At 64.1% G+C, this 12,846-nt stretch carries 10 protein-coding genes; 8 read left to right on the top strand and 2 right to left on the bottom strand.

Annotated features, from left to right (window positions below; translation table 11 throughout):
• Positions 1-48 precede the first annotated feature (48 nt).
• Positions 49-1,605 (bottom strand): AMP-binding protein, encoded by a 1,557-nt coding sequence (locus OCQ_RS10055; protein ID WP_014384491.1) that lies wholly within the window; start codon positions 1,603-1,605, stop codon positions 49-51.
• 266 nt (positions 1,606-1,871) lie between these two features.
• On the opposite strand from OCQ_RS10055, the gene OCQ_RS10050 reads away from it, so the two are divergent.
• The 8 genes from OCQ_RS10050 to OCQ_RS10015 all read left to right on the top strand — a co-directional run bounded on the left by OCQ_RS10050 (position 1,872) and on the right by OCQ_RS10015 (position 12,249).
• Entirely contained in the window at positions 1,872-3,137 is a 1,266-nt protein-coding gene (locus OCQ_RS10050) for an MCE family protein (RefSeq protein WP_014384490.1), read from the top strand.
• Complete coding sequence (locus OCQ_RS10045) at positions 3,134-4,159, top strand: MCE family protein (protein ID WP_014384489.1); 1,026 nt, start codon at positions 3,134-3,136, stop codon at positions 4,157-4,159. Before OCQ_RS10050 ends, OCQ_RS10045 begins: the two co-directional genes overlap by 4 nt.
• Complete coding sequence (locus tag OCQ_RS10040) at positions 4,159-5,223, top strand: MCE family protein (protein ID WP_014384488.1); 1,065 nt, start codon at positions 4,159-4,161, stop codon at positions 5,221-5,223. Before OCQ_RS10045 ends, OCQ_RS10040 begins: the two co-directional genes overlap by 1 nt.
• On the top strand, positions 5,220-6,560 hold the full coding sequence (locus OCQ_RS10035) for an MCE family protein (protein WP_014384487.1): 1,341 nt from the start codon (positions 5,220-5,222) through the stop codon (positions 6,558-6,560). Before OCQ_RS10040 ends, OCQ_RS10035 begins: the two co-directional genes overlap by 4 nt.
• On the top strand, positions 6,557-7,762 hold the full coding sequence (locus tag OCQ_RS10030) for an MCE family protein (RefSeq protein WP_041784948.1): 1,206 nt from the start codon (positions 6,557-6,559) through the stop codon (positions 7,760-7,762). Before OCQ_RS10035 ends, OCQ_RS10030 begins: the two co-directional genes overlap by 4 nt.
• Before the next feature lie 2 nt (positions 7,763-7,764).
• Positions 7,765-9,345, top strand: a complete 1,581-nt coding sequence (locus OCQ_RS10025) for an MCE family protein (RefSeq protein WP_041785566.1) — start codon at positions 7,765-7,767, stop codon at positions 9,343-9,345.
• Positions 9,346-9,480: 135 nt separating this feature from the next.
• Positions 9,481-11,046, top strand: coding sequence for a serine/threonine-protein kinase (locus tag OCQ_RS10020; protein WP_041784947.1), 1,566 nt, complete (start codon positions 9,481-9,483; stop codon positions 11,044-11,046).
• A 318-nt stretch (positions 11,047-11,364) separates the two neighbouring features.
• On the top strand, positions 11,365-12,249 hold the full coding sequence (locus OCQ_RS10015; protein WP_041784946.1) for an HNH endonuclease: 885 nt from the start codon (positions 11,365-11,367) through the stop codon (positions 12,247-12,249).
• A gap of 37 nt (positions 12,250-12,286) precedes the next feature.
• On the opposite strand, the gene OCQ_RS26540 is transcribed toward OCQ_RS10015, so the two are convergent.
• Complete coding sequence (locus OCQ_RS26540) at positions 12,287-12,817, bottom strand: class I SAM-dependent methyltransferase (RefSeq protein ID WP_158023542.1); 531 nt, start codon at positions 12,815-12,817, stop codon at positions 12,287-12,289.
• Positions 12,818-12,846: the final 29 nt, after the last annotated feature.

Below are 12,846 nucleotides of genomic sequence, written 5' to 3'. Positions count from 1 at the left end.
TTGCCAGATATTCAACTCTCATCTACGAATCGGTCGGAGCGGCCACCGCTACCGCGCTTCCGTAAGCTTGTCCCGAATGCTTTGTCGGACAACGTACTTCTGCACCTTGCCGCTGGCGGTGCGCGGATAGTCGTCCACCTGGTGCAGGGATTCGGGCCATTTCTGCTTGGCCACCCCGGCGCGTTCGAAGTGCGCGCGGACCTCGCCCAGAGTGGGCATGACCTGCCCTGCCTTGATGCGCAGCACCGCCGCGGCGTGTTCACCGAGCCGGGCGTCCGGCGCGGAGACCACGACCGCCTCGGCGACCGCGGGCATCCCGAGCAGGACCTCCTCGACCTCCAGGGCGCTGATGTTCTCGCCGCCGCGGATGATGATGTCGGACTTGCGGTCGGTGATGGTCAGATAGCCGTCGTCGTCCATGACCCCGATGTCGCCGGTGTGGTACCAGCCGTCTTCGTCGAACGCGCGGGCCGTCAGCGCGGGGTCGGTGTACCCGACGAATAAATCCGGTCCGCGCGATAGTATTTCGCCGTCGTCGGCCAGGCGGACCTCGACGCCCGTGCGCGCGTTGCCGTCGGTGAAGAGCCGCTTATCCTCGGGCGCGGTGTAGTGCGACCCGGTGATCGACGGGTGTTCGGAGCTGCCGTAGGAGCGGGTGACGAGGATCCCGAGGTCGGCCAGGCGCCGGGTGACGGCGGCCGGGACGGTGGATCCGCCGAGGCCGATGTGCGTGATGTAGCGCAGGTGCTCGGCGGTGAACCGGGGGTGGTCGAGCAGGCTGGTGACGAAGTAGGGCGGCCCGCCGCCGAGCGCGACGCCGTCGGAGTCCATCAGGTCGATCGCGCGGTCCGGGTCCCACACGTCGCAGAGGTCGATCGGGGCGCCGTCGAGCACCGGGATCAGGAACGCGCCGAGCATGCCGATGAAATGCCCGACGGGCAGCGCGGTGAGTTGCCGCCCGCGCCCCGGCGGGTAATTTGCCAGCAGCTGGCGCGTTTCGAAGCCCAGCGTCTGATGGCTGTGGATCACCCCCTTGGGGTTGCTGGTGGTGCCCGACGTGAACGCGATCAGCGCCGGACCGTCGGGGTCGGCCGCCAGCGTGCCGGCCATCGGCTCGTCGGCCAGCAGCGCCGCAAAGCTTTCGCCCACCACCGCGACGATCGGCACATCCGCGCAGACTTCCGGGTCGTAGGTCATCCGCCCGAAGCCCTCGGCGGTGACGAAGACCCGCGGCCGGACGCTGGAGAGGATGTAGCGCAATTCCTTCGGGCCGTAGAAGTGGACGATCGGGACGACCACGGCGGAAAGGAACGCCGACGCCCAGAACGTGACCGCCGCCTCCACCCAGTTCGGCAGCTGGAAGGCGACCACATCGCCCGGGCCGACGCCGCGCGCTCGCAGGCCCGCCGCGAGCCGGCGGGCCATTAGTTCGACGTCGCCGAAGGTGCCGGTGAACGGCCGCACCGACGAATGGACGCGAAACGCGGTGTCCTGGTTGCCTTTGAGGCCGCGGGCCACCAGGTCCCCGAGCGTGTCCGGGGTCCACCAGCCCTGCTCCTCGTAGTGCTGCGCCAACTCGGGCGCGACCACACGGATACCGGTCACATTGCTCCTCGGGCGACGCTTCAGCCGTGGCCAGCGTAGAACGGCACTCTCGTGCTGACCAGTATTGAAGTTCTAGTAATGCGGATGTATCGTTCTGCTCGCTACTACGTGAGATTTGTATCACACCGCGGACCGGTTGGCTTGGAATGACGATGGATCGGGACAGCGTTATGGGGGACTGTAGCCGGCATGGCCATGCGACTTCCCTTGCCGCACCGGCTATCTCGCGCGGCCTCCCGAGCCTCTGCTGCGGCGAAGGGGCCTAGGTGACCAGACGTTTCCAGGCGCTCCCGGCGGGGCACCGACCGCCGTCGGCGGACCCGCCGGCCACCGCCGAACGCCGGACCACCTTCCGCTACGCGCGCCCGCTGGCGGGATTGGTGACCGTCATCGTCGCCGCCGCGATCGTCGGCCTGGCGGTCACGCAGTTCCGCGGCGGCTTCACCACCACGGTGCCGGTGACCGTGATCGCCGGGCGGGCGGGTCTGATGATGAACCCCGGCGCCAAGGTCAAGCTGCACGGCGCGCCGGTGGGCAGCGTCGCCTCCATCCAGGATTCGCCCAACGGGCAGGCGGCCATTCGGCTGGCCCTCGAGCCGTCCCGGCTGCAGCTCATCCCGGCCAACGTCCTCGTCAACATCGTGGCGACGACGGCGTTCGGCGCCAAGTTCATCCAGCTGATCCCCCCGGAGAGCCCGTCGCCGCAGCGCCTGCGTGCGGGGCAGGTGCTCGACGCCGGACGGGTCACCGTCGAAATCAACTCGGTATTCCAGCAACTCACCTCGGTGCTGGCGAAAATCGACCCGGCCAAACTCAACGAGACGCTCGGCGCGATGGCGACCGCGCTCAACGGCCGCGGGGCACGGCTCGGCCAATTGTTCAGCGACCTGAACGCGTTTCTCGGCAAGCTCGAGCCCAGCCTGCCCAACCTGAGCCACGACATCGAGGCCACCGCCGACGTGTCCAGCGCCTACGCCGACGCCGCACCGGACCTGGTCACCGTCGCGGACCGCACGACGCGCATCAGCCAGACCCTCGTCGACGAACAACAGAACCTCGACGCGTTGTTGATCAGTTCGATCGGCCTGGCCGACCTCGGCAACGACGTCCTGGGGGCCAATCGCGAAAAGCTGGCAGCGGTAACGCATCTGCTAGTGCCGACGACCGATCTGACCAACGAGTACCACCAGGCGTTGACGTGTTCGCTCAAGGGCATGTTTCCGCTGGCGCTGCAGCCGCCCACGCCCGTGCCGGGGCTCGAGGTGCTGGGTGGCATCACGCTGGGCGCCGAGCGCTACCGGTACCCCAAGAACCTGCCCAAGGTCGCGGCCAAGGGTGGCCCGCAGTGTGAGCACGAATTGCCCGTCCCCTACAACACTTTCCCGCCGTTCGATGTCGCCGACATCGGCGCCAACCCGTGGCAGTACGGCCAACAGGGCATCCTGCTGAACTCCGACGCGCTCAAGCAGTTCCTCTACGGCCCCCTCGATGGGCCGCCCCGCAATACCGCGCAGATCGGCCAACCGGGATGAGCGGCACCGGCCGCATCGCGGTGAAGTTCGGCATCTTCGCCGCGGTGATGCTGACCCTGACGACCTGCCTGTTCTTCATCTTCGGCCAGTTCCGCAACGGCCCCACCCACCGGTACTCGGCGATCTTCGTCGACGCCTCGCAACTGAAGCCCGGAGATTCGGTGCGGGTGGCCGGAATTCGGGTCGGAACCGTCAACGCCGTCGCGCTGCAGCCGGACAACAAGGTGCTGGTGGGCTTCGACGCCGACCAGGACGTCGCGCTGACCACCGGCACCCGCGCGGCCGTGCGTTACCTCAACCTGGTGGGCGATCGCTACCTCGAACTCATCATCGGGCCCGGCTCGATGCGAGTGCTCCCGGCGGGGTCCCGGATCCCCATCGACCACACCATGCCCTCGCTGGACCTCGACCTGTTGCTCGGTGGGCTGAAACCCGTTATCCGGGGCCTGAATCCGAGCGACGTCAACGCGCTGGCCGGCGCGCTGCTGCAGGTGTTCCAGGGGCAAGGCCAGACGTTGCAGTCGCTGCTGGCGAAGACGTCGTCGTTCTCCAGCGACGTCGCCGAGAAGAACAAGGCCATCGAGAGCCTGATCGACAACCTCAACACCGTGGTGCGCACCCTCGCCGACCAGGGGGGCCAGTTCTCCGGGGCGATCGAGCGCCTGCAGCGTCTCGTCAGTGAGCTTGCGCAAGAACGCGATCCGATCGGGGACGCCATTCAGGCGCTGGCCACCGGCACCGCGTCGGTCACCGACCTGCTCAGCGCCGCGCGCCGGCCGCTGGCCGGAACGGTCGATCAGCTCAACAGGCTGGCCCCCTTGCTCGAGCACGGCAAGGGACGCCTCGACGATGCGCTGCAGCGGGCGCCCCACAACTTCCGCAAGCTCGCCCGCACCGGGGCCTACGGCAGCTTCGTCAACTACTACATCTGTGGGCTGACGTTCCGCGTCACCGATCTGCAGGGCCGCACCGCGGTCTACCCCTGGTTTAAGCAAACCGAGGGAAGGTGCGCGGAGCCCTGATGTTGAAATACCGTGGCGCAAAACTCATTCGACCGGGCTTCATCGGGACGGTGCTGATCCTGCTGGTCGTCTTGGTCGGGTTGGCCCCCGACCGGGTGGTGTCCTGGGCGACGACGGTCCGCTACGAGGCGCTGTTCTCCGAGGCCGGGGGGCTCGAACCCGGAAACAAGGTCCTGATCTCCGGGGTCAACGTCGGTACGGTTTCCGCGGTTTCGCTCGACGACGACGGCGCGGCCGTGGTCAAGTTCAGAGTCAACGGCACGGTGCGGCTCGGGCCGCTGACCACCGCGCATATCCGCACCGGTTCGCTGCTCGGCGCGCGCGTGCTGACCTTGGAGTCGGCCGGCACAGGGCAACTGCGTCCGTCGGATGTCATCCCGCTGGCGCGGACGTCGTCGCCGTATTCGCTGACCGAGGCCGTCTCGGAGGCGACCACGAACCTGGCGGCCACCAGCACCGACACGCTCAACCAATCGCTGGACGCACTCTCGGCGACCATCGACCAGATCGCCCCGCAGCTGGGCCCGACGTTCGACGGGCTGACCCGGCTGTCGCGGGCGATCAACAGTCGCGGCGAAACCCTCGATGCGCTGCTCAACAGCGCCAACGACGTCACCGGCATCCTCTCCGAGCACAGCCAAGGCGTGAATTCGCTGATCCTTGACGGCAATGTGCTGCTCGAAACGTTGGTCCACCGGCGCGACGCGATCGGCGAGCTGCTGGCCAACGTCTCCGCGGTCGCCAAGGAGCTGACCGGACTGGTGGCCGACAACGAGGCCAAGCTCGCGCCGACGCTGGACCGGTTGAATTCCGTTGCGGCCATGCTGGAGAAGAACCGCGACAACCTCTCGAAGGCGCTGCCCGGCCTGAAGAAGTTCGAGATCACCTCCGGCGAGTCGGTGTCCAACGGCTTCTACTACAACGCCTTTGTGCCCAATTTGGCGATCCCCGAGCTGATTCAGCCGTTCTTCGACTACTACTGGGGGTTCCGGCGCAACGACCCGAACATGCCGCGGGCGCTGTTCCCCTGGCCGCACAACGGCATTCCGGGTGGTTCGCGATGACCGCGCGCCGACTCGTGGCCGCGCTGTTGGCCGGGGTGTTCCTGGCCGCGAGCGGATTCCTGGTGCGCGAGGCGTTCTTTCGTCCGCTGACGATCACGGCCTACTTCCCGTCGGCGACAGGGATCTATGCCGGCGACCAGATCCGCGTATCCGGCGTCAAGGTCGGGACCGTGGCCTCCGTGCAGCCGCAGCCCAGCCGGGCCAAGCTGGTCTTGCACGTCGACCGCCGCGTGTCGATCCCGGCCAACGCCAAGGCGATCATCGTCGCGCAAAACCTGGTGGCCGCGCGCTACGTCCAGCTCTCCCCCGCCTATCACCGGGGCGGCGGGCCGAAGATGGCCAGCGGGGCCGTGATCGACGTCGACCGCACCGCGATCCCGGTCGAGTGGGACCAGGTCACCGAGCAATTGACCCGGCTCGCAACCGATCTCGGGCCGGCCGGTGACGTGTCGTCGACGTCGGCGAGCCGGTTCATCACGTCCGCCGCCAACGCCCTGGACGGCAACGGCGAAAAGCTGCGCCAGACCCTCGCGCAGCTCTCGGGGATCAGCCGGATCCTGGCCAACGGCAGCGGCAACATCGTCGACATCATCAAGAACCTGCAGAACTTCGTCACCGCCCTGCGCGAGAGCAATCAACAGATCGTGCAGTTCCAGAACCGGCTGACGACGCTGAGCACCGTGCTCGACGACAGCCGCTCGGATCTGGATGCGGCGCTGTCGAACCTGTCGGTGGCCGTCGGTGAGGTGCAGCGCTTCGTCGCCGGAACCCGGGACATGACCGCCGAGCAGATTCAGCGGCTCACCAACGTCACCCAGGTTCTGGTCGATCACCGGATGGATGTGGAGAACATCCTGCACGCCGCGCCGACCGCGTTTTCCAACGGCTACAACATCTACAACCCCAACACGCCGGGGGCCATGGGCAGCTTCATCATCAACAACTTCTCCAACCCGGTTCATTTCCTGTGCGACGCGATCGGGGCGGTCGCGAACGTCACCGCGACGGAATCGGGGAAGCTGTGCGCGGAGTACGGCGGCCCGGGGATGCGGACGGCGAACTTCAACTACCTGCCGATCCCGACGAACATCATCCTGCAGCAGATCGCCACGCCCGGGAAAATCATTTACGCCGAGCCGCGTTTGGCGCCGGACGGCGAAGGGCCGTCGTCGATTCCCCCCGAGACCCCGCCGGCGGTGTCGGCCTATACGAGCATCAACGGTGATTCCGCGCCGCACAGCCTGGAGGACTTGCTGCTGCCCGACCACAGCCGACCCGCACCGAACGATCAGCCGGCGGCGGCCGGCCTGGGGGCGCCCGGGGGGGCGCCGCCATGACCAGGCTTCTCGGGCTTTGCCTTGTGGCGTGCTTCGCTCTTTGCGGTTGCGCATTTCAGGGGGTGAATTCGCTATCGCTGCCCGGCGCGGTCGGGCGCGGGCCGCATGCGAGCGTCTATCACGTCGAGATAGCCAATATCGGGACGCTGGAATCGAATTCGCCGGTGATGATGGCCGATGTCGTGGTGGGCAGCGTCGGCAAGATGCGGGTCAAGGGCGATCACGCCGACGTCGAGGTCTCGGTCAAGCCCGATGTGGTGGTGCCGGGCAACGCGGTGGCCGCCGTCGGGCAAACCAGCTTGTTGGGGTCGATGCACGTGGAGCTCAATCCCCCGCTCGGCCAGCCCCCGCGGGGACGCCTGCAGCCGGGGGCGACGATTCCGTTGGACCGGTCGTCGTCGTATCCATCGACCGAGCAGACGTTGTCGGCGTTGTCGGTGGTGCTCAATTCCGGTGGCCTGGGCCAGATCGGCGACATCGTCCACAACTTCAGCGCCGCGCTATCCGGTCACTCGACCGATGTGCGCCAGCTGTTGACGCGCCTCGACGAGTTCGTCGGCGTGCTGGATCAGCAGCGCGACAGGATCATGGCCTCGATCGATTCGTTGAACCGGCTGGCCAGCACGTTCGCCTCGCAGCGGACGGTGATCACCCAGGCGCTGCGCAAGATTCCGCCCGCGCTCGACGTGCTGATCCGCGAACGCCCGCGCATTACCGCGGCGCTGGACAAGTTGCGGGTCTTCAGCAACACCACCACCCGGCTCGTCAATGACACCCAGGCCGATTTGGTGAAGAACTTGCGGAACCTGGAGCCGACGATCCAGGCGCTCGCCGAGGTGGGCCCCGACCTCAGCACCGTGTTGGGGTATGTGCCGACGTTCCCGTTCACGCAGAACTTCATCGACCGCGCGGTGCGGGGAGACTACTTCAACGTTTTCGCCGTCATCGACATGACCATCCCGCGGCTCAAGCGGACGCTGCTGGCCGGCACTCGCTGGGGTGACCCGGATGCGCCGCTGGTGCCCGCTCCGGGTGATCCCTGGTATGGCAACTACACCTATGACCCGCTGGGGTTCGGCGTCGCTCCCCCTTTGCCGGCGCCTGGTCCTCCCCCGCCGGCCGGCCCGCCCGCTCCCGCTGTTGTGGCCCCCGATCTGAGTGCCATTGCGCCCGTGGATGAACCGTCGCGGGGCGGTGGCTGATGCTGCTGACGCGTTTCGTCCGGATGCAGCTGACCATCTTCGCGCTGGCCTCTGTGGTGGCGATGGGGTTCATGTTCTTCCAGTACATGCAGGTTCCGACGCTGCTCGGGGTCGGCAAGCTCACCGTCACGTTGGAGCTGCCCGATACCGGTGGGTTGTACCGGTTCAGCAACGTCACCTATCGGGGCGTGCAGGTTGGCAAGGTGACCGCGGTCGGCCCAACCGCCGTCGGCGCGAAAGCCACACTGGCCATTGACACTTCGCCGAAGATTCCCGCGGACGTGCACGCGGCGGTGCGCAGCATGTCGGCCGTCGGCGAGCAATACGTCGACCTGGTGCCGCGCTTGGAGTCGGGCCCTTACCTGCGCGACGGGTCGGTGATCGCCGCGCGCGACACCAGCATTCCGCGGCCGGTGGGGCCGATGCTGGACAAGCTCAGCGCGCTGGTCAAGAGCATCCCCAAGGACAAGCTCGGGCAGTTGCTCGACGAGACGTTCACGGCGTTCAACGGAGCGGGGTACGACCTGGAGTCGATGCTGGATTCGTCGGCCAAGCTGTCGCACGACGCGTCGGCGGTTGTCGACCACACCCGCGCGCTGGTCGATGACGGTCGGCCCTTTCTGGACGCGCAGGCCCAGACTGCCGATCAGACGCGGCGGTGGGCGCGCAACCTGACCGGGTTTACCGATCAGATAGTGAAGGACGACGCGCAGTTTCGGAAGCTGGTGCAGACGGGACCCGGCTTCGCGCAGGAGGTTTCGCGGCTGCTCGATCAGGTAAAGCCGACGCTGCCGGTGTTCTTGGCGAACCTGACCACCATCGGGCAGGTCGGGGTGACCTATCATCCGGCGTTGGAACAGTTGCTGGTGCTGCTGCCCCCGTCGGTCGCGGCGTATGGGTCGTATGGCGTCACCAACAATCCGACCGGCCTGGCGGTCGGCGGGTTCACGCTGACCATCGCCGACCCGCCGGCGTGCACCGTGGGGTTCCTGCCGCCGTCGCAGTGGCGCTCGCCGGCTGATGTGAGCGAGGCCGACACACCGGACAATCTCTATTGCAAGCTGCCGCAGGACTCGCCGATATCCGTGCGCGGCGCGCGCAACTATCCCTGCATGACCAAGCCTGGAAAGCGCGCTCCCACAGTCGAAATCTGCAACAGTGATAAGCAGTACGTGCCGCTGGCGGAGAGGCAGCACGCGCTGGGGCCGTATCCGTTGGATCCGAACCTGCTGTCGCAGGGGCTCCCGCCGGATGATCGGGTTGGTATCGAGCAGAGGACTTTTGGTCCGGTCGACGGGACGCCGTTGCCGCCGGGAGCGGCGCCCGTCGGAACACCGCCGGGGCCGGTTGCGCCGGGGACGGTCAACCAGCCGCCGACAGCGCCCGATGCGGGTGCCGTGCCAGCGGCGCCAAGTGCGTTTGGCGCCAACGGTTCTGGTGTGTCGCCGTCGGTTGCGGTGTTGCATTACGATCCCGGCACTGGGCGGTATGTTGCGCCTGATGGCGCGCTTTATCGGCAGTCGGATTTGGTGCGGTCGAAGGGGCCGAAGACGTGGAAGGACATGCTGATTACGCCAGCCTGAAGCCGAGACCCTTGGGGAACTTGAACTTGGTTCCGCGCATTACCCCAAAGATAAATACAAAGCTTTCTAGGTAAAATCCCTGCGCAGCCCAGCCCCTCGTCAGATACTGATCGCGGTGGTAAAACGCAGGAGGGTCTGGTGTCGCTCGTCGGCAGCAAGTTCGGCAAATATGAAATCAAGCAGCTGCTTGGCGAGGGCGGCATGGGTGAGGTCTATGCGGCCTACGACACCAACAAGGGCAGAACAGTTGCCCTAAAAATACTCACCGATAGATACGCCAGTGATGAAACATTTCGTGCCCGGTTTTTGCGCGAGTCCCGCGCCGCGGCGATCCTGCAGGAGCCGCATGTCATCCCCATCCATGACTGGGGCGAGATCAACGATGTTCTCTACATCGATATGCGACTGGTCCAGGGCCGGACATTGCACGAAATGGTCAAGAAATGTGCGCTTGAGCCGGAGCGGGCTACCGACATCATCCGGCAGGTCGCATCGGCTTTAGACGCTGCCCACGCTGCAGGGCTGATTCATCGTGATGTGAAACCCCAGAACATCATCGTCACGCCAGACGATTTCGCTTATCTGGTCGACTTTGGCATCGCCGAAACGAGAGGTGACACGCACCTGACCATGGCGGGATATACAGTCGGAAGCTTCGACTACATGGCTCCCGAACGATTCGGCGACGACGAAGCAACGTCAGCGGTCGATGTCTACTCGCTAGCATGCGTCCTTTACGAGGCACTCACGGGCGCCAAACCGTTTCCGGTTCACAGCGCCGAGCAGGCCATCCGCGCCCACGTGTCGTCGCCGCCACCGCGGCCAACTGCCGTGAATCCACGCGTTCCGGCGTCCTTTGACGAGGTCATTGCTCGCGGCATGGCAAAGCACCCGGATGACCGTTACGGCAGCGCCGGGGCGCTGGGACGCGCGGCGAAGCGTGCGATCGCACCGGATCCGACCGTCTCGCCCGGCACAGACACACTGCTGGGGCCTCAGTACGTCGTTGCGCCTCCTAGTTACCCGCCGTTCAATGCCCAATATCTTTATCCCGCAACGGATCCAACAGGCACAGGTGGCGCAGAGCAAGGCTCCTCGAAGAGATTAATTGTGTTGACCGCTGTGGGGATCACGGTGGCGCTGTTGTTGGGCGGCGTGGGACTGGCCGTCGGACTTCTCGCCCATGAAAATTCGAGCAACTCGGAGCCATCCACAGCGCCCCCTGCCACCTACACCAACCCCGTCACTACGTACGAGACTGAGTCACCACCCTTGGCTACCCAGCCGGCTCGAGTGCCCAATACGGTCACATCTGCGCCGCAAGATCCCCTGCAGCAGCTACACCAGATCGCGAATGACGATCGGTCATACGTCAGCGCGCAACTCGCCGACTACTGGGTTCCGCAACTCAGCTCCAAGCGACCCGGCGTCGTCGACAACGGCGTTGTATGGGACAACGCGATGACGCTCCGGGAACATCTGCAGCTAAGGCAGCGCTACCCCAACGTGAGATTGCTTTGGTCAGGTGATTGGTCAACATTTTCGGGGCCGGACTTCTGGGTTACCGTCGCGGGCATTACCTTTACCGACTCTGCCGGTCCAATGGCCTGGTGCCGGACCCAGGGATTTGATCGGGATCACTGCGCTGCCAAGCTGATCAGCACGACGCATCCCGAACCGGGAAGCACGGCATATAACTGATTAGTTGTCACCCGCGGATGTCGTGATTAGTTATCACCCGCCGATACTGCACCGATAAGCATTGGCTTGAAGACCATCTCCCTAACCGTCGAGTCGACTGTCGCCGTCAGTTCCGATCTTTAGTTAACGGCTCACCACAACATGACGACCGCAGCGTTGCCACCGCTGCCGTTGCCCGACCTCGCAGGGCTCAGCCTTACCAGGCGTTCGAAAGTTGAATCACGCCGCGAACGCAAGAGCCGAGACGGCCACCACCAATGTTGAATCGTCGGTGGCAAACCGCCTTTCATCCAGCACGCTCTGTGACAAACTCTTTGCGTGGATAGCGAAGTCGAGCTGCATCTCCGTCATCTCATCTTCGACAAACTGTCCGAACTCGTCGCAGAAAGCGGTGTTGTCAGTAGGACCCAACTCGAATCTCTGCAGGTGGGAGACGAAAGGCATCGCCTCATCGATCAAGGGCGGGGCATTAGAAATCCGAGATACATGCTCGCCACCCTTTCCGTTGTGTCTAGTCCCGATGGCCCCTACGCGGACACCCAAGTTGGCAATGGCCTCCTAGCCTACGATTACCGAAAGGGCAGCACCGATGGCGACAATCGGAAACTACGTCGAGCGGCCGACCTCGGACTTCCTATCATATTGCTTCGCAAAATCCAGGCCAGCCTTTATGTCCCAGTGTTTCCCGCATACGTCATTAAGGATGATGCCGCTAACCGGCAATTCTTGATTGCCTTCGATGAGAGCTTTCGATCTGTAGCCGATCCGTTCCATCTCGAGCCGATCGAGCGCGAATATGCAGAGCGCGCGATAAGACAACGATTGCATCAGCCCGTGTTCCGGGGTCGAATCATGCTTGCGTACGAGCAGCAGTGCACCGTCTGCAAACTCCGGCACGGCAAGCTGCTCGATGCCGCACACATCATCGGTGACGACAAATCACACGGGCTTCCACTGGTCGAGAACGGACTAAGCTTGTGCAAGATCCACCACGCGGCCTATGACGCAAACCTGCTAGGGATCTCGCCAGATTATACGGTCCGAATAAACAGCGAGATTATGGACGAAGTCGACGGGCCAATGCTTTTGCATGGTCTACAAGAAATGCATCAGCGGATGATCGCATTGCCGAAGCGGCGCGCTGATCGGCCGTCCAAGGACAGGCTGGCCGAACGATTCGACGAATTCCTAGCTGCAGGTTAATGCACAAATAGCGCAATAAAGTTACCAGATGATTTCTTCATTTCTTTTGAGCAAGCATTCGGACGGTAACTTTACCACTATCAATCGGGCCGGCGCGCCTTTCTTTTATATATAGATAATCAAAATCATCTCCAAATATGCGCTGGATTTCGCCGGCCTGCGGGAGTTGTATAAAATTACCTTTTCTGTTTGTAACTGTTTCGATATAGACCAAACCACCTGGGTCCAAAGAGTATGCGATGTTACTTAACAACTTGGCCCCATGGAAATGGATGTTCAATGCACCACTGAACTGGCCTTTTTCGAACGGCCAATCGTCATTAACCACATCGACCCTAAATAGTTCAAGTTCTTTTCGCCCATCTGCCGCGGGAATCTCATTCAAGCACGCCAGGTGCTCGAGAGCTTTATCGTCAATATCTACACATGCGACCCGGCAGCCAATCTCTTGCAAGGAAAGCGCATGGCGGCCATAGCCACACGGTGCATCTAATATTGGTCCGTCGAGCGCTCCAAAAAGGGGCATAAACTCTCTGAATTCTGGAGTCAAGGACCTTTCCAACGTCACGTCCATAGGATAGGAATGCCTCGTCGTGT

The sequence above is a fragment of the Mycobacterium paraintracellulare genome (assembly GCF_000276825.1).
Taxonomy (GTDB): domain Bacteria; phylum Actinomycetota; class Actinomycetes; order Mycobacteriales; family Mycobacteriaceae; genus Mycobacterium; species Mycobacterium intracellulare.
This window is presented reverse-complemented; position numbering and strand designations above follow the sequence as displayed.